The organism is Verrucomicrobiia bacterium, from assembly GCA_019694135.1.
Taxonomy (GTDB): Bacteria; Verrucomicrobiota; Verrucomicrobiia; order JADLBR01; family JAIBCM01; genus JAIBCM01.
On the sequence record JAIBCM010000001.1, the window covers coordinates 85313 to 103145 of the forward strand.

Annotated in this window: 15 protein-coding genes; 4 read left to right on the forward strand and 11 right to left on the reverse strand. The window is 41.1% G+C overall.

Annotated elements, in window-relative coordinates; all coding sequences use genetic code 11:
• The first annotated feature begins 6 nt into the window (after window positions 1-6).
• The gene (locus K1X66_00435; GenBank protein MBX7156840.1) at window positions 7-189 is read left to right on the forward strand and encodes a DUF3008 family protein; all 183 of its coding nucleotides are present in this window, start codon (window positions 7-9) and stop codon (window positions 187-189) included.
• A gap of 219 nt (window positions 190-408) precedes the next feature.
• Here the strand turns inward: K1X66_00435 and K1X66_00440 are convergent, their stop codons facing one another.
• The 5 genes from K1X66_00440 to K1X66_00460 form a co-directional block, all read right to left on the reverse strand.
• Entirely contained in the window at window positions 409-1668 is a 1260-nt protein-coding gene (locus K1X66_00440) for a DEAD/DEAH box helicase (GenBank protein ID MBX7156841.1), read from the reverse strand.
• Between the two features lie 47 nt (window positions 1669-1715).
• Complete coding sequence (locus K1X66_00445; GenBank protein ID MBX7156842.1) at window positions 1716-2051, reverse strand: RNA-binding protein; 336 nt, start codon at window positions 2049-2051, stop codon at window positions 1716-1718.
• A 208-nt stretch (window positions 2052-2259) separates the two neighbouring features.
• A complete protein-coding gene (locus K1X66_00450) occupies window positions 2260-2895 on the reverse strand; it encodes a C40 family peptidase (GenBank protein ID MBX7156843.1) in 636 nt (211 codons plus the stop codon).
• Window positions 2896-2917: 22 nt separating this feature from the next.
• On the reverse strand, window positions 2918-4039 hold the full coding sequence (locus K1X66_00455) for a serpin family protein (protein MBX7156844.1): 1122 nt from the start codon (window positions 4037-4039) through the stop codon (window positions 2918-2920).
• A gap of 119 nt (window positions 4040-4158) precedes the next feature.
• The gene (locus tag K1X66_00460; GenBank protein MBX7156845.1) at window positions 4159-4599 is read right to left on the reverse strand and encodes a hypothetical protein; all 441 of its coding nucleotides are present in this window, start codon (window positions 4597-4599) and stop codon (window positions 4159-4161) included.
• Window positions 4600-5005: 406 nt separating this feature from the next.
• Between K1X66_00460 and K1X66_00465 the strand changes: the two genes are divergently transcribed.
• Entirely contained in the window at window positions 5006-5464 is a 459-nt protein-coding gene (locus K1X66_00465; GenBank protein ID MBX7156846.1) for a hypothetical protein, read from the forward strand.
• A gap of 253 nt (window positions 5465-5717) precedes the next feature.
• Here K1X66_00465 and K1X66_00470 read toward each other — a convergent pair whose 3' ends face one another.
• From K1X66_00470 to K1X66_00480, 3 genes are all read right to left on the reverse strand, one after another.
• Window positions 5718-6683, reverse strand: a complete 966-nt coding sequence (locus K1X66_00470; GenBank protein MBX7156847.1) for a hypothetical protein — start codon at window positions 6681-6683, stop codon at window positions 5718-5720.
• Window positions 6684-8078, reverse strand: a complete 1395-nt coding sequence (locus K1X66_00475) for an MBOAT family protein (protein MBX7156848.1) — start codon at window positions 8076-8078, stop codon at window positions 6684-6686. It abuts the gene before it with no gap.
• Between the two features lie 77 nt (window positions 8079-8155).
• Window positions 8156-9574, reverse strand: coding sequence for a TolC family protein (locus tag K1X66_00480; protein ID MBX7156849.1), 1419 nt, complete (start codon window positions 9572-9574; stop codon window positions 8156-8158).
• Window positions 9575-9679: 105 nt separating this feature from the next.
• On the opposite strand from K1X66_00480, the gene chrA reads away from it, so the two are divergent.
• Window positions 9680-10954: a chromate efflux transporter gene (gene chrA, locus K1X66_00485; GenBank protein MBX7156850.1), complete on the forward strand. Its 1275-nt coding sequence runs from the start codon at window positions 9680-9682 to the stop codon at window positions 10952-10954.
• A 21-nt stretch (window positions 10955-10975) separates the two neighbouring features.
• On the opposite strand, the gene K1X66_00490 is transcribed toward chrA, so the two are convergent.
• On the reverse strand, window positions 10976-11713 hold the full coding sequence (locus K1X66_00490; protein MBX7156851.1) for an outer membrane lipoprotein-sorting protein: 738 nt from the start codon (window positions 11711-11713) through the stop codon (window positions 10976-10978).
• A gap of 25 nt (window positions 11714-11738) precedes the next feature.
• Between K1X66_00490 and K1X66_00495 the strand changes: the two genes are divergently transcribed.
• Window positions 11739-12371, forward strand: a complete 633-nt coding sequence (locus K1X66_00495) for a phosphatase PAP2 family protein (protein MBX7156852.1) — start codon at window positions 11739-11741, stop codon at window positions 12369-12371.
• Here K1X66_00495 and K1X66_00500 read toward each other — a convergent pair.
• Window positions 12362-14896, reverse strand: coding sequence for a tetratricopeptide repeat protein (locus tag K1X66_00500; GenBank protein MBX7156853.1), 2535 nt, complete (start codon window positions 14894-14896; stop codon window positions 12362-12364). The genes K1X66_00495 and K1X66_00500 overlap by 10 nt on opposite strands.
• Window positions 14893-17793, reverse strand: a complete 2901-nt coding sequence (gene uvrA, locus K1X66_00505) for an excinuclease ABC subunit UvrA (GenBank protein ID MBX7156854.1) — start codon at window positions 17791-17793, stop codon at window positions 14893-14895. The genes K1X66_00500 and uvrA overlap by 4 nt, the downstream gene beginning before the upstream one ends.
• Window positions 17794-17833 lie beyond the last annotated feature (40 nt).

The window sequence follows — 17833 nt, forward strand, 5'->3', positions numbered from 1 at the left end:
TTTTGTATGCCAGCAAAATCAAAAAAACAACAAATGGCCGCAGGCGCTGCATTGTCAGCCAAACGTGGGAACCGACCCAAATCATCACTCAAAGGCGCTTCACGCGGCATGTACAAATCCATGAGTGAAAAACAATTGCGAGATGTGGCAAAAACCAAAAGAAAAAAACTACCCAAAAAGAAAAAGTAAATTTTTTACTAATGACCATCCTAATCAATATTTTTTATTTAACCTTGTTAATCCAATAATTAAAACCATTAAGGTAAAAAGCCAAAATAAGTTATTCCACAAAAAAACGTTCGAAATACCAACCTCCCATAATACTGATGCCGGGAGCAACTTTGTAAAACCATACTGGAAATCCTTTTAATCGATAATCCAAAGATTAACAACGCAACAATGAATATTCTATCTTCGCGATCTTCGGCGCGATGAAAAATGGCCACGCCGCGAAGAACGTGAACGAGAAAATTTAATTGTGGGAGAAGCTGAAGTCAAAATTTCGGTGTTTTCTGCTTCCCCTAAAGCGCCAACCCCATCACCATTCTCCTCGATTCGTTTGCGCGTCAAACCTCTGCCAATAAAACGTTCCAACGAATGCAGCACACTGTAATCCTCAAAGGTCACAAAACTTATCGCTTCACCGACTGCTTGAGCTCGACCCGTACGGCCAATGCGATGCACATAATCTTCAGGATGCTTGGGGAAATCATAATTAATCACATGCGAAATGCCATCCACATCAATGCCGCGCGACGCGATATCGGTTGCAACTAAAACACGCACTTTTCCTGATTTAAAATTTTTCAAAGCCATTTGACGCTGACTTTGCGAACGATTCGCGTGCAAGGTTGCTACGCTAATTTTTTCGTGCCGCAGCTTTTCCGCCACGCGATCAGCTCCATGCTTAGTGCGAGTAAAAACCAGCACCATGTTAAAATCAGGATCACTTAATAAACGAAGCAATAACGACGTTTTTAAACGAGGTGATGTTTCATAAACAAACTGTGTGACTGTTTCTGCTGGATTCGAGCGACGCCCAATCTCTACTAGTTGCGGATGATGAAGAAATTCGCGCGTCAATTTCTCTATTTCTTGAGATAAGGTTGCAGAAAAAAGCAGAGTTTGACGCTGTTTCGGAAGCCGCTTAATCAATCGCCGAATCTCAGGAAGAAATCCCATGTCCAACATGCGATCCGCTTCGTCTAACACTAAAAATTCAAGCCCAGAAAAATTAGCATGGCCCTGCTCCATTAAATCTAAAAGCCTACCCGGCGTTGCAATGACAAGTTCCACACGATTTCGTAACGCTCGAATTTGCGGCTGCTCTCCCACCCCACCATAAACAGCCGCCATTTTCAACGAAAGATATTTCGAGTAAAGGCGCACAGATTCTTCGATTTGCACTGCCAACTCACGTGTTGGAGCCAAAATCAAAACCCGCGTAGTCTTCACTATGCCTTTAGGAGGTTTATTAACCAACTGCGCCAAAATCGGCAAAACAAAAGCCGCCGTTTTTCCGGTGCCTGTTTGTGCAATGCCAATGACATCTTGACCCAGCAAAATTTTAGGAATGGCCGCAGCTTGAATAGGAGTAGGCTCAGCATAGCCCACTTCCTGAATTGCTCGATCAATGGATGAGCCAAAACTAAAATCGCAAAAGGGCATAGCAAACCTGTCTTAAAATAAAGAAATTTTTAAGCAAAAGCTAAAAACTATCGATGACGATGGCCGCCACCGCCGCCAAATCTACGTCCACCGCCGCCTCTTCTTTCTCCACCACCACCGCCTGGAGGACGATCTTCACGAGGTCTTGCGAGATTCACCGTAATATTACGTCCATCTAAAGCGGTTCCATTCATAGCATCGATGGCTTTCTGCGCCTCTTCAGCAGAGCCCATCGTAATAAACGCGAATCCGCGAGGTCGACCGCTCATGCGATCCATCATCAAATTTGCTTCTACTACTGTGCCATGCGCGGCAAACGCATCCTGCAAATCATTTTCGGTTACATTATAGGAAAGATTTCCCACAAAAAGTTTTGTACTCATGTATGTCTATTGTCTTAGACTCTGCTCTGCACTTTCCAAACTGTTCCCGTTCATCGGATTTCAAATCAACACTGAAACAAGTTCACCTGAAGATTTACCATGCTTTGGACGCCCTCAACTATCTAATCAATCCTTATAAAGTGGCCTCTTTTTGCCGAATAGCAAGCGTTTTTAAAAATTCTTCTTCTAATTCACTATTAACATCCCTCTACTTTTCAATCAAACCAGGCACTGATCCATAACCAATAAAGCGACTACTAGATTGCTGGATTCGGGAAGGAACGGGAAAGCCGGGAAGGTTAAAATCAAACACGCTCACCCCAAAGCGCTGAACGCCATTATAAGTACGGCCATCACTAGCACCCACCATAACTCGTTGATTGTCTTTTTTCAATCGACCTAGGTAAAACATAACATGCGTAATCGGCGGATCTCTTTTAATATCATAAGTGCCCACCCAAAACATCACATCACCCGGCTTTAATGCATCAAGCTCAAACGTGTCCTGAGCTGTGCTATTCACCGCATGAAATAAGTTAGCTTTTCGTACCCAGTGATATTGTTCCGACGAAGAGCGAGGCACCTTTTCTAAACCTGCTTGGGTCAAAACATAATAAATCGTTCCCGAACAATCCATGCCACCCTTCTTGGGATCTGCACTTCCATAAGTATAGTTCAAACTTTGCGTTGTTAAACCAAGCGCCAAATTTAAAATTTCTTTAACGGGTTTTGAGAGTTGATCAAAACCCTGAATTTCCTCAGGTGCCAAGGTAACATTCGGCCCCTTTTCCGCGAAAAGCGAAAAGATAGTAAAAATGTTAATCAAAAAAACAGCGTATCTCACCTTTTCAAATTAACAAAAAATATTAAGGTGTCATGCATCTTCCCATGAAAAAAAATTGTCCTGTTTTCTTTTCGCGAATCGCAAACAAAAAAGGATGCTCTGCATGAAAAAATTTTATGGGTTCCGAATTAAAACGAGCAGTTGCGATCTCCAAAGTCATGGCCGTAGCTGCTGCCGCCTCAGTTCCTTTCTCATTCACTTCGATAAAAGCTTGATGGATCACATCACTAATTTTAAGCGGTTTTTTAGCCATGGCCGAAAAATCGGCGTTATCTGTAAAAGCTAATTTTAATCCCATCCGCTGAAGATGATCATTCGCTAGCACTTTAAACTCCTGCTTAAAACGCGGCATCCGAAAATGAACTATTTCAGATGATAAAGCCTTTAACAAATCCTCCAATCGATCCACTGATAACTGCCTCTCCCAATCAGACAACCCGGTGCGATCTTTAGGTAGAAAAATAAGCATCGAAAACTGTTCCCCTTCATAATCCAATTGCACGACTTGAATGTCCTCTTTCTCTGCGTAAAGCATCCTACGCTTATCCGCAAAATAAGTTGCCATCACTTCTTTTCCATCGGCACAATAAAACGGTTCTTTTATAGATTGCACATCAAACGGGTCATGCCATTTCCCCAAAAAATAAATCGCATTCGCAATCACCAATTCCGTAATGGGTTTGACCGAACCTGATGACAATAAATCACGAATTTTTTCTTTCGTTCGCTTTCCCACCCACTGATTAATTCCATTTCTAACTTTTTCCGTTTCATTTCGAAAATCAACAGACTCGATTTGCACCAAAGTCTGCTGCCGAGCTCTTTTTTCAAACTCCGGCAATAAGGCCAATGTTTTTTCCACCCACATACCATTGGCAATCTGTAAAATCACACCCTCGCTATCCACACCCTTTTTAAACAGCGCATCGGATCGAAAATGAAAGATCGAATTAATCTCCTCCAATGTCTTACCTTTAGCGCCCAAAGCACAAACTGAAAAAGTTTCCGAAAAACTATAAGGCGAAAAAAAGAAATTATCCGAGGAAGAGAAAGCAAGTTGCTGATAAAAATTTACAGCAAAATCATTCCCATCCCCCGCATGTGCTTGCTGATTAAAATTTTGGAAACAAGAAAACATCATCACTATAGCCCATTGTCCAAAAACTCTCATTAATATGACAATACACAATGGACACACTAAAAACAATTTAGGAAACCAAATTTTACAATCTTTTTACACCATCAATCAGGCTCTCACGATTGTTAAGGCGTATCGGTCCTACCCAGATGACAACAACTTTTCCCGCCAAATTTAAAATAAAGAAACCCAGCGATTCCTCCAGCTAAAGAACCTTGAATCACCGCACTGATAGACCAAGCCAATGTCAAATTAGGCGGAATCGGCTGGACAGCATATCCAATTAAATTACCCGCAACTACCACTAAACCAACCAATGCACCAATACCTAACCCGCACTTCGGTCCAAAAGCCGCTCTCGCTACCAACAAAGTAATGGCAAAAGCGCTCAACGCTTGACCTACTAAAATCCATTTAAAATAACTCTCCATCTCCGCCTCAGGTCGCCACAATCCCATCGTCGCCGCATAAGCATCTTTCAAAATGATACCATGAAAAACCCAATCATAAACAAAAACAAAAATAAACACACCGACAAAAGCCAAGATTAATGCCTTTAATTTCATAAAATTTCCTTTCTGTAACAGAAAAGAATAGCCCTTTAGTATTTTAAAAAACAATCCATTTCTTTACCCCCGCCAATCCATTCATTACACAAAACTCAATCTGCACAATTTTTTCACAAACCTTTTACAAAGTTCTGACAACTTACTTTAAAAAATAAGTAAAGTTCTTGCATTGAATTTCCTTACCTCCAACATACCTACCATGAAAGGGGCTTGACCAGATGTTCGTTAAGCCTCTTTTCTTTTATTAAAAAGATTTTATGAAAAAAATTCTGTTTCTATTCAATCCTCTTCTTCCAAATTTTAGTTTCAGCTAAAACAGATCGCTAAAAAGAAGATGTTATTTTGACGAAATTGATTAATCGGAGTAGTTTTCAACAAACCACATAACAGATTTAACTTTGTCATGATCACTCCTCAAAAAATAACAAGTATAGGCTTAGCATTATTATTTTTGATTATTGTTATAATTTTCACTACTGGCTGGCCACTAGCGCGTTATCAAGAAGGGCTCAAAGTGCCACGTTGCGATACGATGACTATTAATGGAAACAGTCTTAGTAAGAAAATGAATAAAGAACAACAAGATGAGTTTACTCACCTTGCGGTAAATTTATGGACTATGCCTCGAATTTCTTTCTCACGCTTCCCTAGTCCCGATTTTACAATTATCGGTATTACCCGTACTTCTAAAAGACTTGTGCACTACTCTGTATACTTAGATGAAAGATTTATTTATGACGGTCTCCCTCTTGATGCTGAAACTGAAATGATGATGGGAAAAACTCCTAAAGTTTATAGGTTAAATAAAAGAATGCACCAACTTTTAGTCTCTCTCACAAAGAAAAAGCCATCAGCAGACTAATCACAACTTTTTTACAAAACTTTTACCGATTTAGGGCACATCAATCGCATAGTTATGACATCTTATTGCCATGAACACTTCCGAAATCACCAGCCCTCTACTCCCCCAAGTTTCTCATTTTAAAACGATCTCGAATTTTAAAAAACATTTTCCCCTGCTTTATCGAAAACACCAATCCCTACGCCGATGGCCAAAGCGATCCTCACTCCTCTGTTCTTTTCATTTTAGTCGCCATTCCAGAATTGTGGATTCATCAAAAATGTTTCAAAGCCCTCGCTAAATCTTGAGCTAACTGCTTACTAAGTAGCTCGGCCCCTTTTTGGTTAAGATGTCCTTTATCAAAAAAAAGTCGCTTATCACGAAAAACAGGGGCACTTAAATAATCCAAATAAACACAGCCTTCCCTCTCAAAAAAATTTTCAATCTGCTGATGGTAAGCGTTCGACGTCAAATAATCATAATGCGGATAATCAATTACAAAAACCTTAATCCCATCTTTTCGAGCCGCTCTCGCTGTTCTTAATACAACTTTCAACGGATCCGTTAAACGAAATTCTGCTACTTCGTCCGGCTCTTTAAATTCTTTTGGCGTTCCATCTAAGGCTCTATATCCACCATCCGCAATTTCCTCCAACTCACTTTCGTAGGCACTCTTATCCCAAAATGAAAAATCAAAATTATCAACCCATTCTCGAACCTCAGCCCGATAACGCACTAGTGGCAAAACAGAAGCCATAGCATAACCCAAACCCTCTTCCAAAGTAACAGTTGAATTTTGAAACATCCAAATTAAATCCCACGGCTGCAAAAACAGTCGATGAACCCGTTGCTCAGCATCTTTTTCATAATCCAACTCAAGCCATTCCGGATCCGTTTGAAGCAATAAAACTTTAGGATTTCGAGATCTTACAAAATTCTTATAAAGCAACCCTATATCACTGCTGGTTACTCCGGGAATTGCCAAATTATAGGAACGGAAAGAAAAACCGGCTCGTTTCAACATGGAATCCAACACAGATGGAACCACATCACAAGCCGGTCGAGAATTACCCAAAATAACCAAATTAACTTCATCATACGATTTGAATTGATCCACTTTAATTAAAGCATCATTCGTATGTTGACGCTGATGAATCAAAAACCAAGCCCAACCATTCATCAACACAAAACCAGAAATAATAATCAGCCAAAATCGATAAGCAGCAAAAAAGCGTTCCATTTAAAATTGAAAATAAATAAAAGGTTGATTATCGGGAGCAAAAATAATGATAACAAAAATCAATAATACCACTCCTACCGCTAATATCCAATCTGGCAACGACCACCAAAAACTTGGTCGCTTCCAAACTGCAATGACATGACCTGCCAAAGAAACAAAAAGAATCACAAATAAAAAAGGATGTTCCTCATGAATAGCTTTCCAAAACTTTTCTTCAAACAAGCCTGTCATATCCTGACTAACTTGATAAAAAACTAACTTAACATCCTGCCAAGATTCCGCTCGAAAAAAAATCCACCCAACAAGACACAAATGGAATACAATCAAAATATTTAGAAAAGCAGGTAACCGAATTTTCAAAGAACTTGCCCAATGATTTAAGATTAAAAGCACTCCATGATAACCACCCCATAAAATAAAAGTCCAATTTGCTCCATGCCATAAACCCCCAAGCAACATCGTAATCAAAAGATTACGATTTGTCATCAAAACCCCCTCCCGATTTCCACCCAGCGGGATATAAAGATAATCGCGCAACCATCGCGAAAGCGAAATATGCCAACGTTGCCAAAATTCCCGAAAACTTTTTGCTAAATAAGGAATGTTAAAATTATGCAAAATATCAAAACCCAACAACAAGCCCACTCCCCTCGCAATATTGGAATAACCGCTAAAATCAAAGTAAATCTGAAATGCAAACCCATACACCGCCAGTAGCGTGCCCAATGGCATCGCCTCATCCAAATCCTCAAACACCTCATCGACATAAAACCCCAAAGAATCCGCCAGAATCACCTTTTTAAACAAACCCAAACCAATCCACCATCCTCCTTCCCGCCAACGAATCTCACTCCACTTCGGGCGCTCTCTAAATTGCGGAACCAATTCATCAATCCGAAAAATAGGCCCCGCTAACTGATGCGGAAAAAACAACACAAACAAAGTAAAATTGCGCCACGACTGAATCGGTGCATGTCCCTTATAAATATCCACCACACAAGCAATCAATTGAAACGTATAAAACGAAATTCCCAACGGCAACAAAATCTCTGGCAAACTCCAAACCAGTGGCCGACTTCCCACAAGATCCACCAATTTTAAAATATTCTCCAACAAAAATTCCGCATACTTATGCCAAGCCAAAAAAGTTAGATCAAAAATAAGAATAAAAATCAGCAAAGTCTTAGAATGTCTCTTGGCCACCGCAAGACTCACCCAATAATTCAAAGAGATCACCCCAACAAAAATAATCGCATAAGCTAAACTCCATACTGCATAAAAAGCAAAGCTGCTAATTAAAATCCAATTCAACTGGCTACGACGATCCACCAAAGACCAATAAACCCCAAAAACAATCAGAAAAAAGAGCGCAAAGGAAATAGAATTAAAGAGCATCGCAATTTAAGCAAAGATTAATTCCTCCACTTTCCCCACAATTTAATCGAACGTCAAGCCTAGGTCATGTTAGTACACTAAGGCATTCGCGAAAAGAAAGCGTCACCCCCTGCGCTCCGAGCAATTTCTGCTAAAGCAACCTGATAACGATAACGCGCTTGCAATTCATTCAAACGAGCGCGATTCAATTCCGTTTGGGCATCCAAAGTTTCCAGTTGCGTACCGGCTCCCGCTTCAAAACGCGATCCTGCCAAACGCAACGCTTCATCAGCCAATTTTACATTGCCCTTTTGCGATTCGACCAGCTCTGCAGCCTCAACAAAATGAGAGTAAGCCGTGCGCACTTCCAAATCGATCCCACGCGCCACGTCTTCTTTATTCACAACGGAAGATCGCCATTGCGCTCGTGCTTGATCTACACGCCCTTTAGTTTCCAACCCATCCCAAATATTCCAACTACCTTGAACACCCGCTGTGTAACCTCCATCATTAGCATATAATTCATCCGTAAAATTTTCATGTGAATAACCATACGTAGCAAACGCTTCCAATCGTGGATAATAACCTGAACGCGCCACACGAATCGCGACAAGTTGTGAGCTAACCCCCAACTTCGCCACTTGCAAGGCTGGCCTCTTATTAAAAGCAGACATCAATAAAGGACGAAGTTCTACCTTTCTCGGTTTGACTTCCAAATCCCCAACTACCTCCAAAGTGTCTTCATGAAAATCTTCGCTCTCCGCTCCATCAATCGCCAACAATTTAGCCAGCTGTCGCAATGAAATGCGATACTGATTTTTGGCATCAATCAATTGCGGCTTCGCATTAGACACCGCCACATCGGCCCGCAAAACATTAAACCGAGCCACCGTTCCCGCTTCGAGAAATTTTTTCTGCCGATCCAGTTCTGCGCTTAGTAAATGAATATTCTGTTCCTCAACTGCAATGCGAGCGCGATTGACAAGAACCGTATAAAAAATTTGACGCACATTAAACACCACATCCAAAATGGCTTCTTGTAATTGATAAAAACCAGCTTGTTCACCTAATTTCGCTTGTTCAATACGCGCACGTGTCTCTCCCCCATCGTAAAGCAGTTTAGAAAATCGTATACCTACCTGCCATTGCTCATCGGTGAATTGATCAAAATTCGGTTGCGAAGAAAAATCCTGACCTTCCAAACTACTGCTTCGAGAACTAAAATTCCGTCCTGAGTTTCGACCCAATAAATACTCATCGGTTTGGGTAAAACTACCTTCCAAAGTCAAGTGCGGTAGTGCCGCAGCCCGCACTTCATAAGTTACCCCCGCCAAACGTTGAATTTCTGCCTTGGCCTTCAATAAATCCGGATTTTTTTCTAAAGCGCGAGTAACGGCCTCAGCTAAAGTAAACTTCATGGGTTGCGATGAAGAAACTATCTTATTATCTTGAGTCCAAGCGTTTTGGCTAAAAATAAAAAATAAAAAAAATGCATTCCAAAAAAAATAACGGCTCATTAGTATTTCTTTATACAGAATTTTGTGAAGGCATAAATAGCATTTTCTGGTTTCTTTTAACATTGGCAAACTCGGATAAATTCAGCTTAATGGTAAAACACATTTATGTTAATTCAATCTTTCACCCCCAATTTTCGTGACGCTTTGCGATTTTGGATGAAACTAGGGTGGATTAATTTTGGTGGACCTACTGGTCAGATTGCCATTTTGCATCATGAACTAGTCACTCGTAAAAAGTGGATTGAAGAAAACCATTTCCTACACGCTCTCAACTTTTGCATGATATTGCCGGGCCCTGAAGCACATCAACTTGCGATTTATTTGGGTTGGCTGCTGCATGGAACTCGAGGTGCGTTAGCTGCTGGCATTTTTTTTGTTTTGCCTTCCTTGATCATTCTTTGGCTATTGAGTTATTTTTACGTTTTATACGGTCAAATGCTTTGGGTCAGCTCTATTTTTGAAGGATTACGAGCTGCGATTTTAGCCATTATCGTAGGAGCTGTAATACGACTAGGAAAAAAAACAATACAAAATAAAATTTTAGTGCTTATTGCATGGTTCGCTTTTTTAGGATTAACCCTTTTCAAGATTTCTTTTCCGTGGATTATTTTATCTGCTGCGGCAACGGGTATCATTTTTAAAAAAGAACTTTCCCTTTTGCCAACAACTCCTCTTACTGGTCCTGCTGCCTTAGTTTTAGAAGAGAGATTTAATTGGAATCAATTTTTTAAAACTCTTACTTTGGGATTATTGATTTGGTGGGGACCGATTTTATTGGCTGGCATTCTAGCTGGTTGGCAATCAGTTTTTTTTCAACAAGGTCTTTTTTTTAGCAAAGCAGCCTTAGTCACATTTGGCGGCGCTTATGCCGTCTTACCTTATGTTGCCCAACACGCAGTTGATCAATTTGGGTGGCTTACTCACGCTCAAATGATGGATGGTCTCGCTCTGGCTGAAACCACGCCAGGCCCTCTAGTCATCGTGCTACAATTTGTTGGTTTTTTAGGAGGTTGGCACAAAGCCGGTTCTTTGCCTCCTTTACTTACAGCTACATTTTGCTCTGGAATTACCGCTTGGGCCACATTTGTGCCAAGTTTTTTATGGATTTTTCTGGGTGCTAGCTATACCGAAAAGTTGCAACAGAAAAAAAATTTTGTCGCTGCTTTAGCGGCCATTGCTGCTGCCGTTTTAGGTGTTTTAGCTAGTTTAACATTTTGGTTTGCTCAAGCCGCATTCTTAAAAGAAGGCAAAATTAATTTTTTCGTTCTTCTTACTGCCGGAGCATGCTTTTGGCTTTTAAAACGTTTGGAGTATCGCGTCGTGCCCATTATTTTATTTGGAGCTTTAGCAGGAGCCGCAAAATTTTATTTCCTAAGCTAAAAACTACTCAGCCTTGCCAAATTAATGAATGTTATCCTCCACCACTTTTTGAATTTCCAAATAAGTGCGGGAGCGAGAAAGATCACGATCCAAAAAACGAGTGGAAATTTGTAGCTCCTTCAAAACCCAAACATTCCCTATTTTTTGCACACCATTAACTTCAATACGTTTGGCAATTTGATTGTTTTGATTATAAAAATCAGCGCGCATCAAAACATAATGTTGCTGACTCACCCAAAATCTGACTTTTGAAAAAGATGAAGTTTTTTTCACTGGAAACGCATCCAAAACAAAAGCAGCCTCCGTTTTAAAAGAATCTACATCCACCTTTTCTATCTTTGGCCAACTCAGAAAATCCAGCGCTAGCTCTTCATAAGTCAAATCCGTTCTTAAAATCGATTGATTCCATTGATCAACAGGCAATTCCCCCCAAGGTTCTCGATCCTGAGAGCGAGTCAAAACATGTGAGCCTTGAGGATCATAAGTCACTCGAATCTTTTTGGAATTATCTTCTGTTTTGAATTCATACTCCATTTCATAAGGTTTTGTCTTCAAAGACAAAGGCCAACGTTCATTCCGGACTCGTAAAATACCAACCATGGTAAAAGGTTCCCATTTCATATTGGCCCAAACTCGCTTGATAATAGTAACTGTTGAGGGCAAAGATTTTTCCTGAGTCGTGTCAGGAGAAGCTTCCAAAATAGAGGAGACCAAACTCGAAAGAATAAAACTCATGATGAAAAGTGCTTGTTTCTTCATAGTCATTAAAGGTAGGCTGCCACTTATGTGGGAGCAATGGTTAAACTGGGATCGTATGGCGTTCACGACATTGAATCAACATTGGACGCACAGTTTTCTGGATTACTTCACAGCGATTATTTGCGATCAAAAATTATTTATGCCCATTTTGATTGGTTTAGGAATCGTTTTGCTCATCGGCGGAACACAACGCGTCCGTTTCTTTCTCATTTTGGCAGTAGCCACTCTCATTATTAACGACGGCATCGTTAGTCCAACTTTGCGACATTGGATTCATCGTCCGAGACCTCACGAAGCTTTAATCGGAGCGCGGCGTGTGGAACTAAAAAGTCTAGCTCCCCGTATTCGAATCACCACCCACATCAAACCTAAGTCTAGTGGTCGATCCACCCCTTCCTCACATATGACCAATAATGTCTCTATCTTTGCCATCGCTTTTTTGTTTTTTCCAACGCTTCGTATTCCTATCGTTATATGGCTTTTTCTAATGGGTTACGCTCGCATTTATACTGGCGCCCATTATCCGAGCGATATTCTTTTTTCAATTTGGATCGCTTTACTAGAATCCGCTCTCATTGTCTCAATTGGATTTTATTTACAAAGCTTAATTCAAAATTTTAAAGCAAACCATAATACAACCACTTTCAATCAATCATAAATAAAATAATCGCGTTGCAATTTAAGACGCCGATCACGCCACGCTCCCACCTCTGGACCACCTTGCTTTTCCGCAACACGATAAAGAGCAATGGCCCCTTTCCAATCCTGTTTTTGTTCCAACAAAGTTCCTGCCTCAACCACTGCTTTGCCAAACCAATAATATTCCGGTGGAAAAACTTGATTAGTTTGGGTCGTTGCCGTCCATCGACCATATACTACATCCAAATAAGCTTCCAGTGCCTCTTGCGTTTTTCCTAACTTTTCCAATGTCTTGCCTTTTCGCCAACCCGCCTCATTTCTCCACTCCACCTTTATTTTTTCTTGCTTCAAACCTTCATTGAATGCAGCTAAAGCTTCAGTATAACGCTTCTCACTTTCCGCATCAGCGGCTAACCGAAACAAACAAAGGCCCCGCCCCAAATAGGCCAAAGCTACTTGCGGTTGATCAAAAAATCGTTGAATAATTGCATCATAAATCGCTATCGCAGAAGAAAATTTTGCCTGTGAAGTCAAAGCATCACCTTGACCCAAACGAGCATCCAAAACTCTTGACGAATTGGGATAACGTCGCGTCAACTCCTCAAACAAGCTCACTGCAGCCTCCCAATTAGCGCGACGCAACGCCGCTAAACCTGCAAAATAAAGTGCCTCATCGGCCGAGTCATGCTTAGCATAGTTTTTCGCCATCGTCTCAAACTGAATCTGTGCATTAGGAAAATCCTCTTTATCAAAATAAATTTGGCCCATTTTAAATTGAATCGATCCTGAAACTGAAGCTTGAGGAAATTGTGCAAGCAAAGTTTGAAGTTGATTTAATATTTTATCGGCATTCTTTCGATCGATCTGATAAAGCGCACAAAGCTTTAAAAATTCTGCAGAAACAAAAATGTCCCCCTCCGAAAATTTGCGAGTTATCTGCGTCAGTTGATCGACTGCCTCTTGATATTTGGCTTCATCGTAAAACGATTGCCCTATAGCCAACATCACCCGAGCGCGCGATTCTGTTTCCGGATAATTATCCAACAACATTTGCCATCTTTCGCGAGCGCGTTCCCATTGACCCAACCGCACATACAGTTGAGCTTGCTCTTGAATAGTCTGCTCCTGCAATAAACTTTCAGGAAATAACGAAGCAAAACGCGATTTCAATTGATCAAACTCTGCAATCCGATTTTGTTTAGACAAAGCCAATAAAGCGTTAAAAACCGCTTTTTCTTTAAGCGATCCCGCTCCAGAATTTTCTAAAACTGCTAAAAAATTCGTGTAAGCCTCGGCGTACTGCTGGTTAGAAAAATAAACTTCACCCAATCGAAATTGCGCTTCACTTACCAAAGCCGGATCCGATTTTTCCTTCATCGCTCGCTGAAATAAAGTCACCGCATTTTCTACATTGGTTCCCTTCCATTCCATTTCTCCCAAACGACACAACGCCAAACTATGCCAAGAAGTTTCCGGAAAATGATCAACAATCTGATTCCACGTTACTTTTGCTGCCTCTTTTTGTTGTTCCTGGGTTTGAGCTTCACCAATCGCATACAGACACGCCGCTGCAAAGGGTTTATCCAAATTTTGGGAAATTAAATCTTGTAAATGCGATAAAGCACTGGCTCCACGATTACCCAACTGCTTAGCAGCTTGAATATAATATTTCGTAGCCACCAATACATTCCCCTCCTGCTTAGCCGCAACAATATTTTTTTCAAAAAGGGATAGCGCCTCATCGGCTTCGCCAAGAGAAAGCAGACTTTCTCCCAATCCTAAAATAGCTTGTGCCACCACTGATTTGGGAAAAGCCTGAGGATCCAAAGTGATGACTTCAAAATGATGCCTCGCCTCAGAAAAACTCTTATTCGCAAATGCAATTTTTCCCAACCAAAGCTCAACTTCATATTTTACTTTGGAACTTAATTTTTCCTCCTTCAACTCGGTTAAGATTTTCTTTGCTCCTTCGAAGTCGCTACGGCGAATCCTGTCCTTCGCCAACACAATTTCCGCCAGTTGCGCCAAGGACTGATTTTTTTTGTCCTCAACTACCGCTCTCAAAAGTTCCTGACCTTCCGTTACTTTATTTTGATTTAATAACACCCAACCTAAACCCAAAATAGTTTCATCGCGAGGTTGAGAATTTTCAGCAAGCAACATTCGATAAAAATTTTCTGCTTTATCCCATTGTTGGTTATCAGCGTAAGCGCTTGCGGTATAAAAAAGTGAGGCTTCGCGCCAAGGATGATTTTTATTTTCCACATTAGGCTTTAAGGTTGCGATGGCTTGCTCAAACTGACCGAGTGAATACTGACTTTGCCCCAACCATAAACGCGCCTGTCTTTGGAATTCGCTTTCGGGATAATTTGCCAAAAATCTTTTTAATTTTGCTTCAGCATAAAAAAACAATCCATCATCTATAATTTTCTGAATGACTTGAAACTCACTTTTCTCTTCATCGCTTTGCCCTCGCAAAACAAGAGAAGATGGAAACAGAAAACCGCTTAGTAAAAAAAAGAAAAGGAAGCGCGATGATTTCATGTCGAAACCTTTTTTAAAACTTTAGCCAAATATTTTCCTGTCAGACTGTGCGGATCGCCCGCGATTTTTTCGGGCGTTCCTTGCGCCACCATATGTCCTCCTTGCACACCGCCCCCCGGGCCTAAATCGATCACATGATCGGCGCATTTAATGACATCCAAGTTATGTTCAATCACAATCAAAGTATTTCCTGAATCACGAAGTCTTAACAATACTTTAATTAAAAGTTCCACATCTGCAAAGTGCAAACCCGTGGTCGGTTCATCTAACAAATAAAGCGTTCGTCCCGTCTGTTTTTTAGCCAGCTCTGCCGATAATTTAACCCGTTGCGCTTCGCCCCCTGATAATGTATCAGCTGATTGCCCCAATTTTAAATAACCTACACCCACTTGGGACAGGCACTCTAATTTATCTTTAATTTTTGGGATATTACGAAAAAAATCGCACGCTTCATCCACACTCATCTCTAATACATCACTAATCGTTTTTCCACGATAAGTAACCTCTAGCGTCTCGCGATTGAAACGTCTGCCTAGGCAGATTTCGCACATCACATACACATCGGGCAAAAAATGCATGGGAATTTTAATCGTGCCATCACCTTGACAATGTTCGCAGCGTCCTCCCTTCACATTAAAACTAAATCGTCCACTGCTATAACCACGCACTCGCGATAAGGGTAAACCAGCAAACAAAGTTCGAATCTCATTAAAAACGCCAATATAAGTCACAGGATTACTTCGCGAATGGCGACCTAAAGAAGATTGATCAATCTCAATCACTTTATCAATTTCTTCAAGCCCCACTAACTGATCATATTCCCCAGGAATTTCGTTACTTCCATAAAAATGACGAAACAACGCGCGCGAAAGAATATCATTCACCAACGAACTCTTTCCCGATCCGCTCACTCCCGTAACACATGTCAAAGTTCCCAAAGGAAAATGAACAGTAAGATTTTTTAGATTGTTAGCACGTGCTCCTTGAACAGTCAAAAAAATGCCATGCCCCCTTTCGCGACGACGCGGAATAGGAACAGCCCGCTCCCCACGCAAAAACTGACCGGTTGAAGAAGTGGGATGATTAAAAATATCTTGAGGCGTGCCTTGCGCTACCAAATAGCCCCCCCGCGCCCCCGCGGCAGGCCCCAAATCCATCACATGATCCGCTGCCAAAATCGTATCTTCATCATGTTCCACCACAATGACGGAATTTCCCAAATCACGAAGTTTTTTTAATGTTCCCAACAATCGCTCATTATCACTTTGATGCAAACCAATGCTCGGCTCATCCAAAATATAAAGCACAGAAGTGAGTCCTGAACCGACTTGTGTGGCCAAGCGAATGCGCTGAGCTTCACCGCCGGATAAAGTCCCGCTTTCGCGATTTAAGGTGAGATAGCTCAAACCCACATCTTCCAAAAATTGAAGTCTTTGCAAAATTTCTCGAAAAATTTCGTGGGAAATTTTTTGTTCTGTATCACTTAGCTGAGTTTGCAGTTGAGCCAAAAATTGCTTCGCTTCGTGAATCGTCAGCTCACAAATATCATGAATATTTTTCCCAACGGCTTTCGCTGGTTTTTTATTTTTCGTTTCAGAACAATATGGCCCTCCTAAAGTGACCGCTAAAATTTCAGGTTTAAAACGCGCTCCTTGACATGCAGCACAAGGTTGACGACTCATATAGCGCTCAATTTTGCTACGGGTAAATTGACTTTTGGTTTCTTCATGCAACCGCTTGAGCTGTGGAATCACTCCTTCAAAAGTTTTTTCGACTTTCACAGTTTTCCCCGCTTTAGTGTGCATAAATGCAATTTTTTCTTCACCGCTTCCATAAAAAATAACACGCTGAAAATCGACATCCAAATCGTGCCACGGTTTATCAAGGGGAGCATTAAAATGACGTGCTACAGCATGCAGCAAAGCTTTGTAATAAATAATGAGACGACGATGCCCGTGGCGCCAAGGCGCGATGACACCTTTTTCCAAAGATAAAGTTGGATCTCGAATCACGAGTTTTTCATCCAAAACCGGAAGTGTGCCCAATCCATGACATCGAGGACAAGCACCCAAAGGACTGTTAAAAGAAAAATGGCGTGGAGTTAACTTTTCAAATGCTTCACCTGTGAGAGGATCAAAATAGTTAATGCTATAAGTCTTTTCCTGCCAGCTATCGGCATTTTTCGTTTGCCAGAGAACGGTTACCAACCCGTTTCCTTTTCCCAAAGCTGTTTCAATGGAATCGGACAATCGATTGCGAATGGCTTCGGAAACAACGAGACGATCGACTACGGCCTCAATGGTGTGATTTTGATTTTTTTCCAGTTTATTCAGTTTTTCGATTTCCTGAATTTCCCCATCAATCCGCGCACGAATAAAACCTTCTTTCCGCAATTTTTCTAACACATCGCGAAACTCACCTTTTTGTTTGTTGATGAGCGGTGCCAACACCATCATTTTTCCTTCGAGACGAAGCACTTCATCCACAATTTCCTGGCGAGTGTAACGTTTCAGCAAATGCCCCGAAACTGGATGATGAGGTTTGCCAATACTGGCATAAAGCAATCGTAAAAAATCAAAAATTTCTGTTGTAGTCGCAATCGTGGAACGTGGATTGGTCGCGGCTGTTCTTTGCTCAATAGCAATGGCCGGTGATAGCCCTTCGATATGATCCACGTCCGGCTTTTGCATTTGATCTAAAAATTGACGCGCATAAGCCGATAAACTTTCCATGTAACGCCTCTGACCTTCTGCAAACAATGTGTCAAAAGCTAAAGAAGATTTGCCCGAACCGCTTAACCCAGTGATCACTACCAATTGATTGCGTGGAATGGTAAGAGATAAATTTTTGAGATTATGCTGTCTTGCGCCACGAATGATAATTGATGAAGGATCCATGATTTCCAAATTGCCAATCAGTAAAAACCCTTATTTTTAA